This window comes from Actinobacillus capsulatus DSM 19761 (genome assembly GCF_000374285.1).
Classification (GTDB): Bacteria; Pseudomonadota; Gammaproteobacteria; order Enterobacterales; family Pasteurellaceae; genus Actinobacillus; species Actinobacillus capsulatus.
This window is the reverse complement of sequence record NZ_KB893947.1, coordinates 1-23,141: the sequence shown is the minus strand read 5'-3', so window position 1 is coordinate 23,141 and position 23,141 is coordinate 1. Positions and strand designations below refer to the sequence as shown.

At 41.8% G+C, this 23,141-nt stretch carries 19 protein-coding genes and 2 tRNA genes; 12 read left to right on the top strand and 9 right to left on the bottom strand.

Features of this window, described 5'->3' with window-relative positions; all coding sequences use genetic code 11:
- Positions 1-169: 169 nt before the first annotated feature.
- Together murJ and C228_RS0111165 are read left to right on the top strand one after the other, a co-directional pair.
- On the top strand, positions 170-1,738 hold the full coding sequence (gene murJ / locus C228_RS0111170) for a murein biosynthesis integral membrane protein MurJ (RefSeq protein ID WP_018652703.1): 1,569 nt from the start codon (positions 170-172) through the stop codon (positions 1,736-1,738).
- Between the two features lie 20 nt (positions 1,739-1,758).
- Positions 1,759-2,826 carry an MFS transporter gene (locus tag C228_RS0111165; protein WP_018652702.1) on the top strand — a complete coding sequence of 356 codons (1,068 nt, stop codon included), beginning with the start codon at positions 1,759-1,761 and terminating at the stop codon, positions 2,824-2,826.
- Between the two features lie 131 nt (positions 2,827-2,957).
- On the opposite strand, the gene C228_RS0111160 is transcribed toward C228_RS0111165, so the two are convergent.
- Positions 2,958-3,052: transfer RNA gene (locus tag C228_RS0111160), tRNA-Sec, on the bottom strand.
- A gap of 69 nt (positions 3,053-3,121) precedes the next feature.
- Here C228_RS0111160 and selA point away from each other — a divergent pair.
- The 5 genes from selA to fumC all read left to right on the top strand — a co-directional run bounded on the left by selA (position 3,122) and on the right by fumC (position 10,644).
- On the top strand, positions 3,122-4,507 hold the full coding sequence (gene selA, locus C228_RS0111155) for an L-seryl-tRNA(Sec) selenium transferase (protein ID WP_026313288.1): 1,386 nt from the start codon (positions 3,122-3,124) through the stop codon (positions 4,505-4,507).
- Entirely contained in the window at positions 4,504-6,354 is a 1,851-nt protein-coding gene (selB, locus tag C228_RS0111150; protein ID WP_018652700.1) for a selenocysteine-specific translation elongation factor, read from the top strand. Before selA ends, selB begins: the two co-directional genes overlap by 4 nt.
- A 1-nt stretch (position 6,355) precedes the next feature.
- Positions 6,356-7,663, top strand: a complete 1,308-nt coding sequence (rsmB, locus tag C228_RS0111145) for a 16S rRNA (cytosine(967)-C(5))-methyltransferase RsmB (protein WP_018652699.1) — start codon at positions 6,356-6,358, stop codon at positions 7,661-7,663.
- Positions 7,660-9,036: a Trk system potassium transporter TrkA gene (gene trkA / locus C228_RS0111140; protein ID WP_018652698.1), complete on the top strand. Its 1,377-nt coding sequence runs from the start codon at positions 7,660-7,662 to the stop codon at positions 9,034-9,036. The genes rsmB and trkA overlap by 4 nt, the downstream gene beginning before the upstream one ends.
- A gap of 213 nt (positions 9,037-9,249) precedes the next feature.
- Positions 9,250-10,644: a class II fumarate hydratase gene (fumC, locus tag C228_RS0111135; RefSeq protein WP_018652697.1), complete on the top strand. Its 1,395-nt coding sequence runs from the start codon at positions 9,250-9,252 to the stop codon at positions 10,642-10,644.
- A 268-nt stretch (positions 10,645-10,912) separates the two neighbouring features.
- On the opposite strand, the gene prmA is transcribed toward fumC, so the two are convergent.
- From prmA to tldD, 4 genes are all read right to left on the bottom strand, one after another.
- Positions 10,913-11,794 carry a 50S ribosomal protein L11 methyltransferase gene (prmA, locus tag C228_RS0111130; RefSeq protein ID WP_018652696.1) on the bottom strand — a complete coding sequence of 294 codons (882 nt, stop codon included), beginning with the start codon at positions 11,792-11,794 and terminating at the stop codon, positions 10,913-10,915.
- Between the two features lie 81 nt (positions 11,795-11,875).
- On the bottom strand, positions 11,876-12,343 hold the full coding sequence (locus C228_RS0111125; protein WP_018652695.1) for a GNAT family N-acetyltransferase: 468 nt from the start codon (positions 12,341-12,343) through the stop codon (positions 11,876-11,878).
- 3 nt (positions 12,344-12,346) lie between these two features.
- A complete protein-coding gene (locus C228_RS0111120; RefSeq protein WP_018652694.1) occupies positions 12,347-12,607 on the bottom strand; it encodes a type II toxin-antitoxin system TacA family antitoxin in 261 nt (86 codons plus the stop codon).
- Positions 12,608-12,727: 120 nt separating this feature from the next.
- Complete coding sequence (tldD, locus tag C228_RS0111115; RefSeq protein WP_018652693.1) at positions 12,728-14,188, bottom strand: metalloprotease TldD; 1,461 nt, start codon at positions 14,186-14,188, stop codon at positions 12,728-12,730.
- A gap of 129 nt (positions 14,189-14,317) precedes the next feature.
- On the opposite strand from tldD, the gene tilS reads away from it, so the two are divergent.
- Complete coding sequence (gene tilS / locus C228_RS0111110) at positions 14,318-15,577, top strand: tRNA lysidine(34) synthetase TilS (RefSeq protein WP_018652692.1); 1,260 nt, start codon at positions 14,318-14,320, stop codon at positions 15,575-15,577.
- Between the two features lie 99 nt (positions 15,578-15,676).
- On the opposite strand, the gene tpx is transcribed toward tilS, so the two are convergent.
- On the bottom strand, positions 15,677-16,177 hold the full coding sequence (gene tpx / locus C228_RS0111105; RefSeq protein WP_018652691.1) for a thiol peroxidase: 501 nt from the start codon (positions 16,175-16,177) through the stop codon (positions 15,677-15,679).
- A gap of 132 nt (positions 16,178-16,309) precedes the next feature.
- Between tpx and C228_RS0111100 the strand changes: the two genes are divergently transcribed.
- The 3 genes from C228_RS0111100 (at position 16,310) to accA (ending at position 19,530) form a co-directional block, all read left to right on the top strand.
- Positions 16,310-17,035, top strand: a complete 726-nt coding sequence (locus C228_RS0111100) for a 1-acylglycerol-3-phosphate O-acyltransferase (protein WP_018652690.1) — start codon at positions 16,310-16,312, stop codon at positions 17,033-17,035.
- Between the two features lie 7 nt (positions 17,036-17,042).
- Entirely contained in the window at positions 17,043-18,458 is a 1,416-nt protein-coding gene (locus C228_RS0111095; RefSeq protein WP_018652689.1) for a multicopper oxidase domain-containing protein, read from the top strand.
- A 118-nt stretch (positions 18,459-18,576) separates the two neighbouring features.
- A complete protein-coding gene (gene accA, locus C228_RS0111090; RefSeq protein WP_018652688.1) occupies positions 18,577-19,530 on the top strand; it encodes an acetyl-CoA carboxylase carboxyl transferase subunit alpha in 954 nt (317 codons plus the stop codon).
- Positions 19,531-19,668: 138 nt separating this feature from the next.
- Here accA and C228_RS0111085 read toward each other — a convergent pair.
- A tRNA-Thr gene (locus C228_RS0111085) sits at positions 19,669-19,744 on the bottom strand.
- A gap of 102 nt (positions 19,745-19,846) precedes the next feature.
- On the opposite strand from C228_RS0111085, the gene pdxY reads away from it, so the two are divergent.
- A complete protein-coding gene (gene pdxY / locus C228_RS0111080) occupies positions 19,847-20,707 on the top strand; it encodes a pyridoxal kinase PdxY (RefSeq protein WP_018652687.1) in 861 nt (286 codons plus the stop codon).
- Positions 20,708-20,744: 37 nt separating this feature from the next.
- Here the strand turns inward: pdxY and C228_RS0111075 are convergent, their stop codons facing one another.
- Positions 20,745-21,950: a hypothetical protein gene (locus C228_RS0111075; protein WP_018652686.1), complete on the bottom strand. Its 1,206-nt coding sequence runs from the start codon at positions 21,948-21,950 to the stop codon at positions 20,745-20,747.
- A gap of 228 nt (positions 21,951-22,178) precedes the next feature.
- Positions 22,179-23,141: elongation factor Tu (gene tuf / locus C228_RS0111070; RefSeq protein ID WP_018652685.1), on the bottom strand; the 963-nt coding region annotated here is incomplete at its 5' end.

Sequence of the window (23,141 nt, the reverse complement as noted above, 5' to 3'; positions counted from 1 at the left end):
ATTTTTTGCAAAAAATCGCCTAAAAATGACCGCTTATGAAGAAAAAGTGAACTATTGCCTCTATCATTTCTACGTTCTATCTCTAACAGGTATATGTAGTTCTCCATTTTTTTGTATTAACCTTTGTTAAACTAACTTTTTCTTTCTTATTTATAGTAAGCGATATTCTATGAGCAAAAAACTTCTTAAATCGGGCATATTAGTAAGTAGTATGACCCTCATTTCTCGCATCTTAGGTTTAGTACGAGACGTAGTTATCGCCGGATTACTCGGTGCCGGAGCGATGTCAGATGTATTCCTATTTGCTAATCGTATTCCGAACTTTTTACGCCGCCTATTTGCGGAAGGTGCCTTTTCAAAAGCATTCGTGCCGGTACTTGCCGAATATAACGCCGATAACGATTTGGATAAAACCCGTGAATTTGTCGCAAAAGTATCGGGCACATTAGGTGGTTTAGTCACAATTGTTACGTTAGTAGCAATGATTGGCTCACCGGTAGTTGCTGCATTATTCGGTACCGGTTGGTTTATGGATTGGGTTAATGACGGCCCTGACGCACAGAAATTCACCCAAGCCTCATTATTGCTGAAAATCACTTTCCCTTATTTATGGTTTATTACCTTTGTCGCACTGTCCGGTGCGGTATTAAATACCATTGGTAAGTTTGGTGTGATGGCGTTTTCGCCAGTATTACTGAATATTGCGATGATTAGTATGGCGTTATTCGGTGCGGATTACTTCGAGCAACCTGATGTTGCCTTAGCTTGGGGGATCTTTATCGGCGGCTTGTTACAATTCTCATTCCAAATCCCGTTTATGAAAAAAGAAGGTTTACTAGTTAAACCAAAATGGGCGTGGAAAGATGAAGGAGTCACTAAAGTCCGCAACTTAATGATTCCTGCATTATTCGGGGTTTCGGTAACCCAACTTAATTTATTAATCAATCAAGTCATTGCCAGCTTTTTGGCTACTGGTTCGATTACTTGGTTATATTATTCCGACCGCTTAATTGAGTTTCCGCTTGGGCTATTCGGTATTGCGATTTCTACAGTGGTTTTACCAAGCTTGTCCCGCATCGCTAAAAAGAAAGAGATTGATGAAGTACAGCGTGCGGTGGAATTCCAAGGCACGGTGGACTGGGGCGTGAGAATGGTATTATTACTCGGTATTCCGGCAATGATTGGTATCGCCGTATTAGCTCAGCCGTTAATGATGACCATTTTTATGCGAGGCAAATTCGGGTTATCGGATGTGGTTGCTACCTCCCACGCCTTATGGATTATGTGTTTAGGCTTAAACAGTTATATGTTAATCAGCATTTTGGCAAACGGCTTCTACGCCCGTCAAAATACCAAAACGCCGGTTAAAATCGGCATTATTGCCACCATTTGTAATATTTGTTTCGGCGTGTTAGTAATTCCATTCAGTTATTTAGGCTTAGCAATGGCTTCAGCTCTTTCTGCTGCGGTAAATGCTTCGTTACTTTATCGAGGGCTTGCGAAAGAAGGGGCTTATCACTTCACTCATAAAACCGCTTTATTCGTATTAAAAGTCGCTATTTCGGCGTGTTTAATGGGAGCGTTAGTCGCCTATTTCTCTCCGAATTTAGAAGGCTGGTATGCGATGACGACTTGGATGAAGGTGTATTGGTTGGCTTGGCTCATCATATTGGCGGCAATTGTTTATTTTAGTTCCTTATTTGTGCTAGGGATTTGTAAACGAGATCTCAGAGCGTAATAAAACAGAGGGTAAATAATATGGATATGCAAAATATTATTTTATGGCGTAGGTTCTTTTCCGGACTCGCTTATACCGCAATGCAGAGCGTATTTTTTATTTATCTGACGAAATATAAAGGGTTTGACACAACGCAGATTGCCAGTGCATTCTCTTTATTGGTATTTGCTAGCCAAGCCTTTTCTTTATTTGCTGGCTCGTGGGGCGATCGCTTCGGGCGAATGCCGGTAATGTTATTCGGCTGTCTGTTGGATTCGCTTGCCTATATTTTGTTACTCACGACCGACCATTATACGCTACTGCTGTTAGCAACGTTTTGCTTCGGTTTAGGCAGTACACTGTTTAGTACCAATGCCAGAGCGTTTTTACTTTCCTCCGCTGAGGATAATTATGCATCTAAAACCAAAGCGCAAGGGAAGTTTCTCAAAATCTCCAGTATGGCGTCTATGGTTGCACCATTAGTTTCCATTCCGTTTATTCATTATCAAAAAGCGGAATGGTTGATTTGGTGTAGTTGTGCGATTGAAGTCACCATGTTACTTTTTATGTGGCAGACAATGCCGAGAAAAAAATGCAACTTCCGTTTTACCCCTTTCCGCTTTGCACAATTTAAAGAAGTGATTAGCAAGCGGTTTATTTTTGTGCATTTACTGCTATTTATTCCATTAGGAATGAGCTCGGCATTTTATGTGATTTTCCCTTACATTTTTACCGAGCTGTTGGATCAACAAGAATTAGTGCCGATCGCATTTTTTATCAATAATCTGATTGCGGTACTGCTACAGGCACAATTCTCCCGCAAGGTAAATTTCGGTGTGGTCAAACTAAATTATATTGCACCGATACTTATCGCATTACTGATTGTGCCGTGGTTTTATGCGCTGGAATATATTTCAGAAGTGACTGCTTTTTTATACCTGATTATCTTTTCGCTAGTCAGTTTATTTGCCAATACCGCCTTAGCGAATATATTGGTTAAATTGGATAAAGGTGAAAACCAAGGGTTAATGTTCGGTTTATCTAAGCTCCTTTTGGCAATTACGACTGCCGGGGTAATGAATATACTGCCTTATATATTCCTCGTGTAACAAGCGGTCGTTTTTGGATAAAAATTTGCAAAATTTTGGCGAAATTAGACCGCTTGTAAAAAGCGCTAAAAAGCAAAAAGGCTTAACTTACATCGCATAAAAGCATTAAGTTAAGCCTTTTTAATTGAATTTGGCGGAAGTGAATGGGAGTCGAACCCACCCAAGAACGCTGGCGTCCTCAACAGGATTTGAAGTCCTGCCGCCTCACCGGAGACGACTCACTTCCATGGAAAAAGTAGCAGTATTCTACTTTATTTATTAAAATTGTTCAAAATCCTCCTATTCTTTTTTAATTATGCAAACACTATTCCGACTTATTCCCTCAACGGATAAATTGATAAAAAGCCCACAAGGTATTGATTTAATTCATCAATTTGGACATCACGCCTTCGTCACACAGGCGAGAGCCTTTATTGAAGAAGCACGGCAGCAAATTGTCAAAAACCAAACGTTGCCAGCTTTTCTACAAGATGAGTCCGCGCTGTTTGCGCTGATTGAAACGAATTTACAAGCCATGCGCCAGCCACAAATCAAAAAAGTATTCAATCTGACCGGTACAGTGCTGCATACCAATTTAGGCAGAGGATTATGGTCGGAATCTGCCATTACTGCGGCAACCGATGCAATGCGTCATAACGTTGCCTTAGAATTCGATATTGAGCAAGGTCAGCGTTCCCATCGAGATAATGCTGTTTCCGCCTTAATCTCCCAACTCACCGGCGCTGAAGCCGCTTGCGTTGTGAATAACAATGCGGCAGCGGTGTTACTTATGCTCGCTACCTTTGCCCAAGGCAAAGAAGTGATTGTGTCACGGGGAGAATTGGTGGAAATCGGCGGTGCATTCCGCATTCCGGATATTATGCAACAAGCCGGATGCAAACTAGTGGAAGTCGGTACAACTAACCGCACTCATTTAAAAGATTATCGCAATGCGATTACTGAAAATACCGCCTTGTTAATGAAAGTACACACCAGTAACTATCAGATTCAAGGATTCACAAGCAGCGTCTCCGAAGAAGAATTAGTCGAACTGGGTAAAGCATTTAATTTACCGGTTATCAGTGATTTAGGCAGCGGCTCATTAACCGATATGACGTTGCTTAACTTGCCTTCAGAGCCGATGGTGCAACAAAAAGTGGCCACCGGCGTTGATTTAGTGTCGTTTTCCGGTGATAAGTTACTGGGCGGCCCTCAAGCCGGTATTATTGTCGGCAAACAAGCTCAAATCGCTGCATTACAAGCACATCCGCTCAAACGCGTGCTACGTTGCGATAAAGTGGTTTTATCGGCACTGGAAGCCACATTGCGTCACTATTTATTTCCAGAAAAATTAGCGGATGAATTGCCTACGTTACATTTGCTCACACAGCCACTTTATGTATTGAAAGTTAAAGCGGAACAATTAAAACAAGCGCTAAGTAAGCTCTTAACCCCGAATTTTAATGTGCAAATTGAAGAGAGTGTCGCTCAAATTGGCAGTGGTACGCTTCCAACCGAAACCTTAGCTTCAATCGCTATCACGATTAGTGCTGACAAACAAAGCGATTTATTAGCGTTAGAGCAACGCTTTAAAGCCTTTAATTGTCCAATTATTGGGCGGTTTGCACAGCAGAAATTTTGGTTAGATTTGAGATCGGTTACGCAGTTTGAGCAATTAATTACCATGTTGGAGAAAGAATGATTATTGTCACGGCAGGCCATGTCGATCATGGCAAAAGCACCCTTTTACATGCTCTCACCGGCACTCATACCGCCCACTTACCGGAAGAAAAAAAGCGTGGCTTAACCATTGATTTAGGCTACGCTTATTTGCCGATACACACAGATTCAAGCCAAACCGATACGCTCGGTTTTATTGACGTGCCGGGTCACCAAAAATTTTTATCGAATATGTTGGCAGGATTAGGAGGTGTAGAACACGCTCTGTTAGTCATTTCGGCGGAAGAAGGGCTTAAACCGCAAACGCTTGAACATTTCGAAATTCTTAACTTGCTGAATTTCAAGCATATTATGGTGGTATTAACCAAAGCGGATAAGGTTGAACCGGCGCAAATTGATCAGCTTATTTCGCAGATCAAGCAACAATTACCTTTGCTCAATAGCGTGCCTTTTTTTGTGACCTCTTGCGTAACTGGCTTAGGTATTGCCGAATTAAGAGCGTATTTAATTGCGCAAAACCGACAAGTGACGAATAACCAGCCGTTTCGTTATGTTATCGACCGAGTATTCCACATTAAAGGTGCCGGGCTGGTAGTGACCGGTACAGCAGTTGCCGGTAAAGTTACTGTTGGTGATGAAATCTATTTATCAGATGGTACCAAAGTGCGTGTTAAAACGATTCACGCACAAAATCATCCGTCAGAACTTGGTGCTGCAGGACAGCGCCTAGCCCTAAACCTGGCAAATGTTGAAAAACAACAAATCGCCCGAGGTTACTGGCTAACCGAGCTGGCACCAACATTTGCCACCGACCGTATTACGGTAAAACTGAGCGCAGCACAAACCTTAAAAGAAACGTCAGTGGTACATATTTACCATTTTGCCTCGCATATCACCGGCAAATTAAGCTTACTCAATGCGAAACAAGCGGTCAAAAACGCTGAATATTTTGCAGAAGTGCTATTAGATGAACCGTTACACATTGCATTCAATGATAAACTGATTATACGCAATGGTGATGACAGCCAAACCGTCGCCGGCGCACAGGTATTAGAAATTCATTCACCGAAACGCCATAAGCGTAGCGAGGCTCGTTTAGCTTATTTAACTGCGTTAACGCAAACCGGTAATTATGCACAACGTATCGCGCTTTATCTGCAACACGATGTTCTTGCGTTGGAACGTTTATTATGGGACGAACAATTGTTTGCGACAGAGATTGCTAAACTTGGTTTTGATACGAATGCCGAATGGCTTTATAGCCCAACATTCAAACAAGCAGCTCAACAAAAAGTGTTAGCTAAACTAGCGGAATATCATTCGCTCCATCAAGATCAGTTAGGCGTGGCGAAAGCCCGTTTACGCCGCATGGCATTATTGGAATTGCCTGAAAAGCTCGGATTGGCATTTATTGATGATCTGCTGGCAACACAACAATTAGCCCAAACACGTGGCTGGTTGCATCTGCCCGCTCATCGCATTGAGTTCAATCCGCAAGAATTGCAAATTTGGCAACAAATTAGACCGCTTTTCGAAGCAACCAACCAAGCATTATGGGTACGGAATATTGCAACTCATTTGGCAGTTGATGAAACCGAAATGCGAAATTTATTATATAAAGCAGGGAAATTAGGCTATTTAATCCCTATTGTAAAAGACCGTTTCTTATTAAATGAACAAATTGAAGCCTTTGCACAATTGATTCGAGACTTTATTCTCCGGCACGGAGAAATCTCGGTAAATCAGCTACGAGACGAAATTCAGTACGGACGCAAGCTCACCGTACAATTAATTGAATATTTTGACCGCTCCGGCTTTTTACGCCGTAAAGGTAATGTGCATTTATTAAGAGACCACGACATTTTTTAATATGAAAAACAAAAAACAAAATACACGTGCGATTGCCGCACAAATTATCTTACAAGTTTTAGATCAAGGGAAATCACTTTCCAGCTTACTGCCGGAAATACAGCCTCAGCTTGATCCGAAAGATGTCCCCTTAGTTCAAGAAATCACGTTTGGGATCTGTCGTGTATTGCCACGTTTGGAACTGGTGATTAAACAGTTAGTCGCAAAACCGCTTAAAGGCAAAACTCGTTTAGTCCACTGCTTATTACTGGTGGGGCTATATCAATTACTCTATATGCGAGTGCCTGCACATGCGGCGGTAGATGAAGTGGTTAATGCGACCAAAGTGCTAAAACTGGATAGCTTCAGAGCGCTAACCAACGGGGTATTGCGCCGCTTTTTACGTGAACAAGCACAGATTTTAGCGGTTGCCGATAAACATTGGCAGACACTACATCCGGACTGGTTTGTGAATCGCATCAAAAAAGTGTACCCGCACTGGCGCGAGATTGTGGAAGCGAATAATCAGCGCCCACCGATGTGGATTCGAGCAAATCAGCAACATATTAAAGCGCAAGACTATGCTGTATTGCTCGGTGAATTAGTTGCAAAAAATTCCGAAAATTCGACCGCTTGTGTGCCGGATTGCGCCATTCTGCTTGAGAATCCGATACCAGTGGCTAAACTTATGCATTTCGAGCAAGGTTGGGCGACCGTGCAAGATGCGCACGCACAATGGTCTGCCGAATTACTCGGTGCAAAAGATGGCGAATTAGTGCTGGACGCTTGTGCCGCACCCGGTGGCAAAACCACCCATATTTTAGAAAAAGTACCGCAAGCACAAGTGATTGCATTAGATATTGAAGAAAACCGCCTTAAACGTATGCGAGAAAACTTAACACGTTTAGGGCAAACCGCTAAGGTAATTTGCGGAGATGCCTCAAAGCCGCAGGAATGGCTTGAAGCGGATGTGATGTTTGATCGTATCCTCTTAGATGCGCCTTGCTCGGCAACCGGTGTGATTCGCCGCCATCCGGATATCAAATGGCTGCGCAAAGAACAAGATATTGCCGAACTCGCCGAATTGCAAAGCAAAATCTTGCACGCATTATGGCAAAGGCTAAAACCAAACGGCGTTTTATTATATGCAACCTGCTCTATTCTGCCTGAAGAAAACGAGCAACAAATCAGCCGCTTTGTCGCACAACGAACGGATGCCAAACTGGTAGAAATGGATTTTAACGGTGAAAAAACAGCAATGAAGCAATTCTTCCCGCAGGAAAAAGGTGGAGACGGTTTCTTCTATGCGAAGTTGGTAAAAACTGAATGAAAATAATTATTTTAGGAGCCGGTCAAGTCGGCTCCACTCTCGCAGAAAATCTGGTAAGTGAAGATAACGATATTATCTTAATCGATGACGATCAGGGGCGTTTAAACACGTTACAAGATAAACACGATTTACAAGTATTAAAGGGGAATGGTGCATCGCCGCAAGTATTACGAGATGCGGGCGCCAGTGATGCCGACTTAATTGTCGCAGTAACCGAAAGCGATGAAACCAATATGATTGCGTGCCAAATCGCTCATACGTTGTTTCATATTCCAACCAAAATCGCCCGTATTCGTAATTCCGATTACGTACGAGAAAAAGAAAAGCTCTTTACCGATAGTGCGTTGCCGATCGATCATATTATTGCGCCGGAAGTATTGGTAAAAAAAGAAATTCTGCGCTTAATAGATTATCCGGGCGCGCTACAAGTGGCACATTTTGCCAATGAACTTGTCAGCCTCGTCAGTGTAAAAGCTTATTATGGAGGTCCGTTAGTCGGCTACCCGATTTCAGCATTACGTGACCATTTACCTTATATTGAAGCTCGTATCGTCTCGATTTTCCGCCAAGACCGAGCCATCATTCCGCAAGGCTCAACTATTATCGAAGCCGGTGATGAAGTGTTCTTTATCTGTGCCACCCATAACATCAAAGCGGTTATGAGTGAGTTACAACGCTTAGACAAACCGCATAAACGAGTGATGATTGTCGGCGGCGGCAGTATCGGTACCGGATTAGCGAAAGATCTTGAAGAACAATGCAGCGTTAAAATGATTGAGCGAGATCCCCGTAAAGCGGAGAAACTTGCAGAAAAATTAGAAAAAGCGTTAGTGTTGTGCGGTGACGCATCCGACCAAGAATTACTGTTTGAAGAACATATCGAAAATATTGATTTATTCCTCGCACTCACCAGCGATGATGAAGCCAATATTATGTCGGCGTTATTAGCGAAACGACTTGGTGCGAAAAAAGCGATTGTTCTGGTACAGAAAATGGCTTACTTACACCTGGTTCAAGGCGGAACCATTGATATTGCGCTGTCGCCGAAACAAGCCACGATTTCTGCGTTATCCAGCCATGTTCGCAAAGGTGATATTGTGCAGGTCGCTTCACTAAAACAGGGGCAGGCAGAGTGTATCGAAGCTATTGCGCACGGTGATGCGGAATCGTCTAAAGTGGTTGGACGTACCGTCCGAGAATTGAAACTGCCGCAGGGTGCGATTGTCGGTGCGATCGTGCGAAATGAAGAAATCATCATCGCCCATAAATCAACTCAAATTGAAGAAAACGACAGAGTGATTGTTTTTGTTAACGACAAGAAACAAGTCAGCGAAATTGAGAAACTCTTCCAATTAAGCACCTTCTTCTTATAAATTATAATAAATAAAAGCCATAGTAAAAAAATCGTTACTATGGCTATCTTTTTAGCTAATTCGGTAAATTCTGATCCATATCACAAAATAATAAAAAAAGTAGAACGGAATGTTTTGAGCCGGTTTCTTTCTTCTTTTGCCAGTGCTACTATCCTACCTAGAAATTATTAGATACCCAAATTAAACATTTACATTATCCACAGGAGAACACAAATGGAATATCGTATTGAGAAAGATACAATGGGCGAAGTTCAAGTACCTGCTAATCGTTATTGGGCGGCGCAAACCGAGCGCTCTCGTAATAACTTCAAAATTGGCCCGGAAGCATCGATGCCCGCTGAAATCATCGAAGCATTCGCTTACTTGAAAAAAGCCGCAGCCTTTGCAAATACCGATTTAGGCGTGCTTTCTGCTGAAAAACGTGACTTAATTGCAACCGCTTGTGATGAAATTCTTGATCATAAACTAGACGGCGAATTCCCATTAGTGATTTGGCAAACCGGTTCAGGTACACAGTCAAATATGAATCTCAATGAAGTTATCGCTAACCGTGCCCACGTAATTAACGGCGGTAAATTAGGTGAAAAATCAATTATTCATCCGAATGATGATGTAAACAAATCACAATCTTCAAACGATACCTATCCGACAGCAATGCACATTGCGGCATACAAAAAAGTGGTAGAACACACCTTACCTTGTGTAAAACGCTTACAAAAAACCTTTGCGGAAAAAGCTGAAGCATTCAAAGACGTGGTAAAAATCGGTCGTACTCACTTAATGGACGCAACGCCGTTAACATTAGGTCAAGAGTTCTCTGCATACGCGGCACAATTAGCATTCGGTATTAAAGCGTTGGAAAATACTTTACCGCACTTATCTGAATTAGCATTAGGTGGTACAGCGGTGGGTACCGGTTTAAATACACCGAAAGGTTATGATGTGACCGTAGCGAACTATATCGCTAAATTCACCGGTTTACCGTTCATTACTGCACAAAATAAATTCGAAGCGCTTGCAACACACGATGCAATCGTAGAAACACACGGTGCATTAAAACAAATCGCTGTGTCACTTTATAAAATTGCCAACGATATTCGTTTACTTGCTTCAGGCCCTCGTTCAGGTATCGGTGAAATATTAATTCCGGAAAATGAGCCGGGTTCATCAATCATGCCGGGTAAAGTAAACCCAACACAGTGTGAAGCAATGACAATGGTTGCGGCACAAGTATTAGGTAACGATACGACCATTTCATTTGCCGGTACGCAAGGTCATTTCCAATTGAACGTATTCAAACCGGTTATGGCGGCAAACTTCTTACAATCAGCGCAATTATTAGGTGATGTTTGCGTGTCATTCGATGAGCACTGTGCAACTGGTATTGAGCCAAACTTCCCGCGCATTAAGCAACAACTTGAGCAATCATTAATGTTGGTAACTGCATTAAATACACACATCGGCTATGAAAATGCAGCGAAAATTGCGAAAACCGCACACAAAAACGGCACAACCTTAAAAGAAGAAGCGATTAACTTAGGTTTAGTAACCGCTGAACAATTCGATGAATGGGTTCGTCCGGAAGATATGGTAGGCAGCTTAAAATAAGCTGTTAACTAACAGATAAATAAGGGCTATCGTTTGATAGCCCTTTTTACTGTTTACAAGCGGTCTAATTTTCCACTTTTTTTCGAAATTATGTAGCAAATGCACAGAGGTTAATCTGTTTCAATTATGTAGGGGCGAATTACATTCGCCCAAACAATTTATGATGAATATCATAAGGGCGAACACAGTTCGCCCCTACAAATAAACTTTTGTGCAACTGCTATATAATGCCGTTTTTTTTTGCAAATAATCTGACAAAAATAACCGCTTATTTCTTCACACCAGTAATACGGCACCACTCTTCTTTTTCTACCACCGGATCAAGATTGAAGTCCGGCGCATAGGCTTCACAGACCGATTCCGCTTGCGTTGCTAAAATACCGGATAAACCTAAATCACCTTGTGGTTTCACCAACGTAATAATATTTGGCGCAAGTTCTTTCAGCGGACCGGCAAGAATATTCGCCACCACCACATCGGCTTGTAGATCTTGCGGTTGATCTTTCGCTAAGAATAACTGTAAACGATCCGCCACACCGTTTGCTTTCGCATTATTGGTAGAAGCTAAAATCGCCTGCGGGTCGATATCAATCCCGATCGCTTGTTTTGCACCGAGTTTAAGTGCCGCAATCGCTAAAATACCGGAACCACAACCAAAATCGATTACCGTTTTACCTGCCAAATCTAAGCTATCCAACCATTGCAAACAAAGTGCGGTAGTCGGATGCGTACCAGTACCAAACGCAAGTCCTGGGTCAAGCATCACGTTGACCGCATTCGGATCCGGCACTTCACGCCAGCTTGGGCAAATCCATAAACGTTTACCGAATTGCATTGGGTGGAAGTTATCCATCCATTCACGCTCCCAATCTTTATCTTCGATTTGTTCGATCTTATGTGCAAAATCCGCTTCGACTAAACGGCTGGCAATTAATGCTTCAACAATCGCTTTCATATCGGTTTCCGCATCAAATAAACCCACTACGTCCGTATTACCCCATAAACGGGTTTCACCCGGTAACGGCTCAAAAATCGGCGTATCCTGACTGTCCATAAAGGTTACCGACACCGCCCCGATTTCTTCTAAAAAATCACTGATTTGCTCAGCCTGTTTATCCGTACTATTTAAACGAATTTGTACCCATGCCATATTATTTTTTTCCTTATTTTTATCCGATGTCCGAAACCAAGCGGATAATTTGTAAAATATCAGCCGAAAATGACCGCTTGTTTAGAGTTTTAACATTAAAACCATCTCATCAATGGGTGAACATGAAAAACCGTACTTTAAATAAAATTGTTTTGCTTGCTGGTTTAACGCATGAACAAGTAATGCTTTTACTCCGATTTGGCTCGCCACCGTCTTCGATTTTAAGACCGCATCTTTTAACATTGATACGCCTAACTGCTTACCCTGTGCTGAGCAATCGACAGCTAATCTACCTAAAATAATCACGGGAATCGGATCGGGCATATTACGTCTTAATGCGCCTGCAACAAACTGATGACTCACCGAACCGGCAGATAAGCAATAAAATCCTATAACGTTTTTATTCTCATCACACACAACAAAAGTTTTGCTGGCATTATTTTGCTGATTTTTCAATGCTGTGCGTTGTAACCATTGGTCTAGCACGACCTCACCGCATTGAAAATATCGCACAATATGTTGCTCGGAAAGCAATTCCGGTGTGTGCATTTTCTACTCCCACACCGTTTTGGTATTTAACAGCTTATCTAACCCCGGATTATCTGCTGTCGACTGTTCTAACAATCGGTTAAATTGCTCGAAAGCCTGCTCATTTAATTGGAAAACAGTACGATCTAAAATCACATTTTGGGCAGCTTGGCACGCTGTTTCTAACATAAAGTCAGAACGTGTTTTACCTAAAATGCTTGCCGCATAATCAATTAAATCTCGCTGATCAGGCATCGCTCGTAAATTAATTGGCGCAGTTCTCATGTTTCCTCCACTTTTATAGATACACAATAGATATACATCTTAAAAGATTTAACGAAGTAAGGCAATCATAATCGCTTTAGTATAAAAAACAGCAAGATTGTTAAATCTTGCTGCCTTTATTTACCCTCGTCCGCCAACCGTAATCTTATCTAACTTCACGGTCGGTTGGCCTACACCAACCGGTACGGATTGCCCTTCTTTGCCGCAAGTGCCAATGCCCGGATCAAGTTCCACTTTCTTGCCAACCATTGAAACCTGCTGCATCGCGTCAATGCCGCTGCCGATTAAGGTTGCACCGGTAACCGGTTTGGTGATTTTACCTTTTTCGATTAAATAAGCTTCTGCAGTTGAGAACACGAATTTACCCGAAGTAATATCCACCTGACCGCCGCTGAAATGCGGTGCGTAAATACCGTAATCGACCGATTCGATCATTTCTTCAAAGCTGTGTGGGCCTTCAGTGAGATAGGTATTGGTCATACGAGGCATTGGCAAGTGTGCATAAGACTCACGGCGACCGTTGCCGGTCGGGGTAACTCCCATTAAACGAGCGTTAAGTTTATCTTGGATATAACCTTTCAAAATACCATTTTCGATCAATACGTTACGTTGAGAAGGTACGCCCTCGTCATCCACCGTAATTGAACCTCGTACATCCGACACAGTACCGTCATCAACGATAGTACAAAGCGGAGAAGTTACTAGCTCGCCAATTTTGCCGGTAAATAGCGAAGATTCTTTACGGTTAAAGTCACCTTCTAAACCGTGCCCAACCGCTTCATGTAATAAAATACCCGGCCAACCCGCACCCAATACAATCGGCATCGTACCGGCTGGTGCCGGCATTGCGCCTAAATTGACTAATGCCATACGCACCGCTTCTTTCGCCAAATAAACCGCTCGAGTATCACCAGTCATTTCACCGTTGACCACCTGCGGTTCAAAAAACCAATTTAAACCGAAACGTCCGCCAGCACCTGCAGAACCTCGCTCACGTTTACTATTTTCTTCTACCAATACTAAAACTGATAAACGCACCAACGGGCGAATATCCGCTGCAAGCGTGCCGTCTGTTGCCGCCACTAACATTTCTTCATAAACTGCTGAAAGCCCTGCATTAACTTGAATCACTCGAGGATCTTCCGCACGTGCAACTTTATCGACTAAATGGAGTAGCTCAACTTTTTGCTCACGGCTTAACGTATCTAACGGATTGACCGACGCATAACGTTTGATCGCATTCGTTTGTTTGAAACTTTTTACCGATAATTGACCGCTTGCATTAGTAATCGAGCGAGCTGCGGTCGCACATTGTTCAAGCTGGCTCAAGCCGATTTGGTCTGCATAAGCAAAGCCGGTTTTTTCTCCCGATACCGCACGTACACCGAAACCACGGTCAATATAAAAACCGCCCTCTTTAATAATCGAATCTTCTAACGACCAACTCTCGTCTTGGCTTAATTGAAAATAGAGATCCGCATAATCAATTTGGCGATTCGCAAAATGATCAAGCACTTTACTCAAGTGCGATAATTCAAGCCCACTTGGTGCAAGCAAGCTTTCTGAAACTTGATTTAACATTGTTTTTCTCTTCTTAATAAAATTCTTTAAATTTTAACATATTCAAGCCGGCTCTCACTGCTCTTTTTCAAAAAGAGCCGCTGAATAATGATAGAATGAGGAAAATGACCGACACAGATAAGGCGCAATATGTTACTGGATACACTTCAAACACAGTTTAGGCACTATTTTCCGACTCAGCGAAATTTTGTGCTTGGCTTAAGCGGTGGTATTGATTCGATTGTGTTACTGCACCTGTTAGCCGAACTCAAGCTCAACCTAAGAGCGGTACATATTCACCATGGGCTTAGTCCAAATGCCGACCGTTGGGCAGATTTCTGTGAGCAACTTTGCAAGCAGTTAAAAATCCCATTTATTTTACAAAAAGTCACGGTGGATCGCAGTGAAGGTATCGAGGCCGGCGCCAGAGCAGCACGTTATCAGGCAATCGGGGAAATCATTCTGCCTAACGAAGTGTTAGTGACTGCTCATCATCTTGATGATCAAGCGGAAACCTTCCTGCTTGCCTTAAAACGTGGCAGCGGAATCAAAGGACTATCGGCCATGCAAGCGGTCGGATTTTGGCAAAAGTTTACCATTTTTAGACCGCTTCTTAATGTGAGCAAAGCGCAAATCGAACAATATGCACGCCAAAAGCAATTAACTTGGATTGAAGACGAAAGTAATCACGACAGCCATTACGACCGTAATTTTTTACGCAATGAAGTGTTGCCGATTGTGAATCGGCGCTGGCAGCATTTCAGTCAAATGGTGGCTCGTTCTGCACAGCATTGTGCTGAACAACAAATGCTATTGGAAGAATTGCTCGCTCAAGAGTTACAACACTATGCGGACTTTTCTGAAAAGCGCTTAAATATCAAAGATTTCCCACAATTTTCTGTAGCTAAACAGCAGCAACTTATTCGTTTATGGCTGGGAAAATGCGGCGTACAAATGCCAAGCACCTCACAACTGATGCAAGTGATTCAGCAAACGATTTATACGAACATTGATAAAAATCCGCAACTTAAATTGGTCGATTTTTGGCTACGCCGTTATCAACATCATTTATATTTAACCGGTGAACTGCTCGAGATAAACGATTTTTGCCAGCCGCTCTCCGCTCAACAATCGTTAACGCTACCGGATGGAGTCGGCGAGTTAGAACATTTAGGCGACAGCATTATTTACAAAAAATCAGGCAAAATTAACCGCTTGCTATTACCGGAAGCCTTAGTGGATGCCTCATTACAAGTGAAATTAGCTCACCAAGGCAAAGTAGCGCAATATGGTAAGCCAATGCGGGAAGAGATGAAAAAGCTCTACCAACAAGCACAAGTGCCGGTCTGGTTACGTAAACGCACGCCGCTTATTTTTTGGGATGATCAGTTAGTTTTTGTTTGTGCCTAGCTTTGGCACACAAAAAAGCCCACGTTTTGCTGCGTGGGCTTTTTGTCGATAAGCGGTTATTTTGGCTAAATTTTTTGCAAACTCTACCGCTCGTGAAGATTACGCTAAAACAGCTAATGCCGCTTCGTAATTCGGTTCATTTTTGATTTCGGAAACTAATTCGCTGTGTAATACACGATTATTTTCATCTAGCACAATCACCGAACGAGAAGTTAAACCGGCTAACGGTGTACTTTGAATATCAACACCAAGTTGTTGATGTACAGCTTTATGACGGAAAGTAGAAAGCGTTTGTACATTTTCAATGCCCTCTGCACCACAAAAACGTGCCTGTGCAAAAGGTAAATCTGCAGAAATACATAAAACAATCGTATTTGTTAAATCCGCTGCTTTTTGGTTAAACACACGTACTGAGGTTGCGCATATACCGGTATCAATACTTGGGAAAATATTTAACACTTTGCGTTTACCGGCAAAATCCGCCAAAGAAACATTCTCTAAACTGTTATTCACTAATGTAAAATTCTCAACGGTTTCGCCCGCTTGTGGAAAGTTACCCGCTACATCAATCGGGTTACCCATTAATGTTACCTTGCTCATATCAAACTCCTATCATTGGTTAAAAGCCAACCTAATATAGCGACTTTTAATTGCCGTTTAAACCTTTTAATAAAATAAGTAAATTTTGTTATACTGCGTGCAATTAAATGTTGATTTTTTAAAGGGCTTATTATGCTAAAACTCGCTCGTATTCTTGCGGTCGCCGTGACTGCGATTCTTATTTCTATCATTGGTACGGTATATGCTTTTATCCGTTTCCGTCACCCTAGCACGGTCGGCATCGTAGCAAGAATGTATGCCTCAATGCACAAACTGGTCGGTTTAAAAGTGATTTATCGTCCACGCCCGGAATTTACTCAACCGGCAATCTATATCGCTAACCATCAAAATAACTACGATATGCTCACTATTGCCGGTATCGTGCCGCCTCGCACTGTTACGATCGGTAAAAAAAGCCTGATTTGGATTCCATTTTTCGGTTTGGTGTATTGGGCAACTGGCAATATCTTTATTAATCGAGAAAAACGCAGTAGCGCAATTAGCACGATGAACAAAGTCGGTGAAATTATTCGTGAGCGTCAAATTTCCATTTGGATGTTCCCAGAAGGCACTCGTAGCCGTGGTCGTGGCTTATTACCTTTCAAAACCGGCGCATTTCATACTGCAATCGCAGCAGGCGTACCGATTGTGCCAATTGTGTGTTCTTCGCTACATAATAAGGTTGATCTCAATCGTTGGGATAACGGTACGGTCATCTGCGAAAGCTTAGAGCCGATTGATACGAGCGGTTACAACCGTGACAATATCAAAGAATTGATTGAAAAATGCCATAGCATTATGGCAGCCAAAATTGCTGACTTAGATGCTGAAATTGCAGCGTTAGATGCCAAGAAATAAGCACATAATGAAACAAAATCTGACTCGAAGACAACTACTCAAACGCTCCGCATTAGCCGGAGCGATGCTTTCTGCACCCGGTACACTTTTTGCCGAAGAGCGTCAACCGTTACGCATTCCGCCGATTATTGAAGTGGGGCGCGGTCGCCCTGTTCGTTTGGATTTACGTCCGGCACAAACCCAATTTAATAAAGGCAAATTAGTGGATGTTTGGGGCGTAAACGGACAATACCTTGCGCCGACCGTCCGAGTAAAATCGGATAATTTCGTCAAATTAACTTATGTGAATAATCTACCACAGCCGGTTTCCATCAATATTCAGGGGCTATTAGCACCGACTGAAATGATCGGTTCGGCACACCGTAAATTAGCGCCGAAAAGCAGTTGGTCACCGATTCTTTCCGTCCATCAACCCGCTTGTACTTGCTGGTATCACGCCGACACTATGCTAAATTCTGCATTTCAGCTATATAGAGGCCTAGCCGGACTTTGGATTATTGAAGATGCCAATAGCAAAACAGCATCGCTACCCAATAAATATGGGGTGAACGATATTCCGTTGGTCTTGCAAGACCAGCACATTAATAAAGACGGCATTCAGTTACTCGATCTGAATCAGAAGCAATTCTTTGGCAAACGTTTATTTGTTAACGGACAAGAATCGGCCTATCACAACGTGGCTCGAGGCTGGGTGCGCCTACGTATTGTTAATGCTTCCTTATCGCGAGCTTATGAGTTACGTTTAGATAATGATAAGCCGTTACACGTAATAGCAACCGGTATGGGAATGCTTGCCGAACCGGTGGAAATGCCTAGCGTCACGCTTGCACCTTCCGCTCGTATTGAAGTGTTAGTCGACCTTAATGACGGCAAAACCGTCTCACTAATAAGCGGTCAAAAACGGGATATTTTTTACAAAGCGAAAAGCCTATTCGCCGATAATAACGATTTGGTTGATAATGTCATTTTAGAATTGCACCCCGAAGGTATGGCATCGGTATTCACCACCAAACCTTCATTACCGGTTTTCGATTTAGATTCGTTCCAACTGAAAATCACTCAGGAACGCCGTATCGCATTACGCCCGTTAGATTGTTTAATTAACCAACAGCGATTTGACCCTAAACGTATCGACTTTACCATTAAGCAAGGCAGCGTGGAGCGTTGGTACGTAACCAGCAACGAAGCGGTTGGTTTTACCCTACAAGGTGCAAAATTTATTGTCGAAACTCGAGATCGTAAACGTGAACCGCATAAACAGCTAGCTTGGCAAGATACCGTTTGGTTGGAGAAAGACCAAGAAGTCACATTGCTGGTTCGCTTTGACCATCTCGCTTCTGACCAACTACCATTCACTTTTGGTGTTTCTGACTTCATGCTAAGAGACCGAGGTGCAATGGGACAATTTATCGTGGAGGAATAAGCGGTCGGATCTGTTACGAAAATTGCAAATTTTTTGCAAAAAAACACCGCTTTTATGCCTATTTTTCTTCTATCACTGATAGAATAGATAGAATTTTCTGCAAAACAGGACTGAAATAATGAGCCAAGAATATTTAGATTTTGAATTACCGATTGCCGAGCTTGAAGCAAAAATTGAATCGCTTCGTGCTGTGAGTGCGCAAGACGGTAAAATTGATTTGGATGACGAAATCAAACGCCTACAAAAGAAAAGCGAAGAATTGACTAAAAAAACCTTTGCAAATTTAGATGCGTGGCAAGTATCACGTATGGCACGTCACCCAAATCGTCCATACACTTTAGATTATATCGAACATATTTGCACCGAATTTGATGAATTAGCCGGTGACCGTGCTTTTGCTGACGACAAAGCGATTGTTGGTGGTATTGCACGTTTAGAAGGTCGTCCGGTCATGGTTATTGGCCATCAAAAAGGCCGCACAACCAAAGAAAAAGTAAAACGTAATTTCGGTATGCCGGCACCGGAAGGCTACCGTAAAGCTTTACGTTTAATGGAAATAGCGGAACGTTTCAATATGCCGATTATTACCTTTATCGACACACCGGGCGCATATCCTGGTATCGGTGCGGAAGAACGTGGCCAAGCAGAAGCTATCGCACGCAACTTACGTGAAATGGCGCAATTAAAAGTACCGATTATCTGTACGGTAATCGGTGAAGGCGGTTCTGGCGGTGCATTAGCGATCGGCGTAGGTGATAAAGTAAATATGTTGCAATATTCAACTTACTCAGTTATTTCGCCAGAAGGTTGTGCTTCAATCTTATGGAAAAGCGCAGAAAAAGCCTCAACAGCAGCAGAAGTTATGGGTTTAACCGCGCAACGTTTAAAAGAGTTAAACTTAATTGATAGCATTGTTGCTGAGCCATTAGGTGGTGCACATCATGATGTTGCCCAAATGGCACAAAACCTTAAAGAACGTATTTTAGCGGACTTAGCTGATCTCTCGCCATTAAGCACCGAAGATTTACTAGATCGTCGTTACCGACGCTTAATGAGCTACGGATACGTTTAAGCGAAAAAAACGGTAGGATTTCCGCAAAATTTTGCCAAAATCCGACCGTTTTTTATGCACAAAAAAGAAATAACAAATTTAAAATTAGAAACCTTTATAAAGAAAAAATTTGAAGAAATAAAAGAAAAGATATAAGAATGGTGCCGACTACCGGAATTGAACTGGTGACCTACTGATTACAAGTCAGTTGCTCTACCTACTGAGCTAAGTCGGCATACTTCGTTGAAAGAGCCGTTATTATAGGTATTTTTATTTCACATGCAAGTTTATTTCGCCCAAATTATCCACAATTGAACATAAAAAAGGAATCAAAAGAATGAAAAATATCCTCTCTATTCAATCCCATGTTGTATATGGTTATGCAGGAAATAAATCCGCAACTTTCCCAATGCAATTACTCGGTGTGGATGTATGGGCATTGAATACGGTGCAATTTTCAAACCATACGCAATACGGCAAATGGAAAGGTATGGTGATTCCAAAAGAACAAATCGGCGAAATCGTACAAGGTATTGCCGATATTGATGCACTTAAGCATTGCGATGCTGTGTTATCCGGTTATATCGGCTCGGCAGAACAGGTGGAAGAGATTGTTAAAGCCTATCAAGCAGTTAAATTACAGAATAAAAATGCAATTTACCTGTGTGATCCGGTGATGGGACATCCGGATAAAGGCTGTATCGTGGCGGACGGAGTTAAAGAAGGCTTAATTAATATCGCAATGGCACATGCAGATATCATTACACCAAATTTGGTCGAATTACGAGAACTTAGCGGCTTACCCGTTGAAAACTTTGAGCAAGCAATCGAGGCGGTTAAAGCCATTTTAAGCAAAGGTCCGAAAAAAGTTTTAGTCAAACATTTAAGCAAAGTAGGCAAACAAGCGGATAAATTTGAGATGCTTTTTGCAACGGCGGAAGGCATTTGGCATATTAGCCGTCCACTCTATCAATTTGATAAAGAGCCAGTTGGTGTGGGTGATTTAACCGCCGGACTATTCTTAGCAAATTTATTAAATGGTAAGTCAGATCTAGAAGCTTTTGAACACACTGCAAATGCAGTAAACGATGTTATGGAAATTACCGCAAATTCGAGCGTATATGAATTACAAATCATTGCCGCGAGAGAACGCATTGTGAATCCAATTAGCACATGTAAAGCGGTTAAAATCGCCTAATATTACAATTAACAAAGCCGACAATTCGTCGGCTTTTTTATGAGGATAAACTACAATAATACACCTGTTCTTGGCTAACAAGCTGCATTTCTAACATCGCCTGAGCAAGCGCATACTGCTTAATATAACCGTCAGAGCGATTACGCTCTTGCTCATCTGTTGACGTCAAAAAGAATAATTTCGCTAACTTACTTTGCTCACTATTTACATGAATTGTGCTAGCAAAACCGCCGATTTTCTGCGGACTAAAGCCTAATAAGGTTAATATTTCAAACGGAATATTTTCCGGTAAAAATATCGCATTAGGATAATACTCTCGTAATGCCTGATTAATTTCCGGACTATTCGGATGGCCTTTAAACACAAATAAATAAGGTTCTCCAATAAACAACTGGCTATTTGGATCTAAATGTTCACGAATCAGTATCGCATGAATATTTGCTAAACGTTGTTTATCTTCAAAGCTAATATTAAAAAATGTCGTACCGCTGAAAAAATAAACCGGTTGAGTAGTTAATTTGTGCATCAACGATTCTAATTCGGCATCAATCTTTAATATTTGCTTTAACCATAACAAATCTTCGCTCGATAAATATTGATATGCGGAAAGATTGAGTAATTGATAATGCCCTAATTCAATCTTTAACGGTTGTAACTTTTCATGTGCTAAAAAGTGATCGGAAAGCAAATAATAATGCGTTTCAAGCACAGCATTCCAAACATAGCGAATCAAATCAATTTGTGAAAATGCCCCCTCCCCATTCTTAAATAAAGAAACTAAAGAGGCTTTTGTTGAAGCCAAATCTTGTGCAAGTGAATTAGATTGCTGTAACTGATACTGTTTCATCACACCTTCCGAGCCGTCATCATATAAATGTAAAACGATCTTACTAATTTTTTCCTTATACTTTGTATAAGTCGGCGATAAATTCAGAAACATCTCAAAACTATGAAACAAATTTAAATGCAAATGTAATTCGAATTGTTTACCTTCTTGAGACAAAATCGTTTGTAATTGTTCAAGTAACTGCTCCACATTATGTTCAACATTACGAGAAAATTGAATGATGCCTTCATATTGTTCAATAACCGTTTGTGGCATTTCAAAACGTGCTAATGAAAATAGACGTAATCTTTGATGATCATGTTTGTGTTTAAGAAAATGTAAGAAGTAACTTAAACTGGGAATGGTTGCAAAATCAATATAGATATCGACTGCCTGTAGTTGGGGGATTCTTTCCATAACTTTTTATTTTAAACAATAATTTAATCAGGCAATCTAGCTATAGCGAGGTCAAATTATTTATAGGCTATTTGTGAATCGGAGAACAAATACTTCTATGTTCTGCTTATTTGCATAAAGCGCGCTGAATTATACTCTGTGATTCAAATTGATACAAAACAAAAAAGGCGTGTCTTTCGACACGCCTTCTCTAGCATTTCGCACTCAAATATTAAGTCTAATACCTAATTATTTGATAATTTTCGCTACAACACCTGCACCTACTGTACGACCACCTTCACGAATCGCAAAACGTAAACCTTCGTCCATTGCGATTGGGTGAATTAAGCTAACAGTCATTTTGATGTTGTCGCCTGGCATTACCATCTCTACGCCTTCAGGTAATTCGATTGTACCTGTTACGTCTGTTGTACGGAAGTAGAACTGTGGACGGTAACCTTTGAAGAATGGAGTATGACGACCACCTTCCTCTTTTGATAATACGTATACTTCTGATTCGAAGTCTGTGTGTGGTGTAATTGTACCTGGTTTCGCTAATACTTGACCACGTTCGATTTCTTCACGTTTTGTACCACGTAATAATGCACCTACGTTCTCACCTGCACGACCTTCGTCAAGTAATTTACGGAACATTTCAACGCCAGTTACGGTTGTTTTCGCTGTTTCTTTGATACCAACGATTTCAACCTCTTCACCTGCTTTAATGATACCACGCTCAACACGGCCTGTTACTACTGTACCACGACCAGAGATTGAGAATACGTCTTCGATTGGTAACAAGAATGGCTTGTCAATCGCACGCTCTGGCTCTGGAATGTATGTATCTAAGTGGTTCGCTAATTCAAGGATTTTTTCTTCCCATTCTGCAACCCCGTTTAATGCTTGTAATGCAGAACCACGTACGATTGGTGTATCATCGCCTGGGAAGTCATATTGAGAAAGAAGTTCACGAACTTCCATTTCTACTAATTCTAATAACTCTTCGTCATCTACCATGTCGCATTTGTTTAAGAATACGATGATGTATGGTACACCTACTTGGCGACCTAATAAGATGTGCTCACGAGTTTGTGGCATTGGACCGTCTGTTGCTGCTACCACTAAGATTGCACCGTCCATTTGCGCCGCACCAGTAATCATGTTTTTAACATAGTCCGCGTGTCCTGGGCAGTCTACGTGTGCGTAGTGACG

Coding starts and splice junctions, on each gene's coding strand:
- fumC (WP_018652697.1), top strand. CDS start 9,250: ATGGAATATCGTATTGAGAAAGATACAATGGGCGAAGTTCAAGTACCT.
- rsmB (WP_018652699.1), top strand. CDS start 6,356: ATGAAAAACAAAAAACAAAATACACGTGCGATTGCCGCACAAATTATC.
- C228_RS0111100 (WP_018652690.1), top strand. CDS start 16,310: ATGCTAAAACTCGCTCGTATTCTTGCGGTCGCCGTGACTGCGATTCTT.
- prmA (WP_018652696.1), bottom strand. CDS start 11,794: ATGGCATGGGTACAAATTCGTTTAAATAGTACGGATAAACAGGCTGAG.
- pdxY (WP_018652687.1), top strand. CDS start 19,847: ATGAAAAATATCCTCTCTATTCAATCCCATGTTGTATATGGTTATGCA.
- C228_RS0111075 (WP_018652686.1), bottom strand. CDS start 21,950: ATGGAAAGAATCCCCCAACTACAGGCAGTCGATATCTATATTGATTTT.
- C228_RS0111125 (WP_018652695.1), bottom strand. CDS start 12,343: ATGCACACACCGGAATTGCTTTCCGAGCAACATATTGTGCGATATTTT.
- selA (WP_026313288.1), top strand. CDS start 3,122: ATGCAAACACTATTCCGACTTATTCCCTCAACGGATAAATTGATAAAA.
- C228_RS0111095 (WP_018652689.1), top strand. CDS start 17,043: ATGAAACAAAATCTGACTCGAAGACAACTACTCAAACGCTCCGCATTA.
- accA (WP_018652688.1), top strand. CDS start 18,577: ATGAGCCAAGAATATTTAGATTTTGAATTACCGATTGCCGAGCTTGAA.
- tpx (WP_018652691.1), bottom strand. CDS start 16,177: ATGAGCAAGGTAACATTAATGGGTAACCCGATTGATGTAGCGGGTAAC.
- selB (WP_018652700.1), top strand. CDS start 4,504: ATGATTATTGTCACGGCAGGCCATGTCGATCATGGCAAAAGCACCCTT.
- tldD (WP_018652693.1), bottom strand. CDS start 14,188: ATGTTAAATCAAGTTTCAGAAAGCTTGCTTGCACCAAGTGGGCTTGAA.
- C228_RS0111165 (WP_018652702.1), top strand. CDS start 1,759: ATGGATATGCAAAATATTATTTTATGGCGTAGGTTCTTTTCCGGACTC.
- murJ (WP_018652703.1), top strand. CDS start 170: ATGAGCAAAAAACTTCTTAAATCGGGCATATTAGTAAGTAGTATGACC.
- tilS (WP_018652692.1), top strand. CDS start 14,318: ATGTTACTGGATACACTTCAAACACAGTTTAGGCACTATTTTCCGACT.
- C228_RS0111120 (WP_018652694.1), bottom strand. CDS start 12,607: ATGAGAACTGCGCCAATTAATTTACGAGCGATGCCTGATCAGCGAGAT.
- trkA (WP_018652698.1), top strand. CDS start 7,660: ATGAAAATAATTATTTTAGGAGCCGGTCAAGTCGGCTCCACTCTCGCA.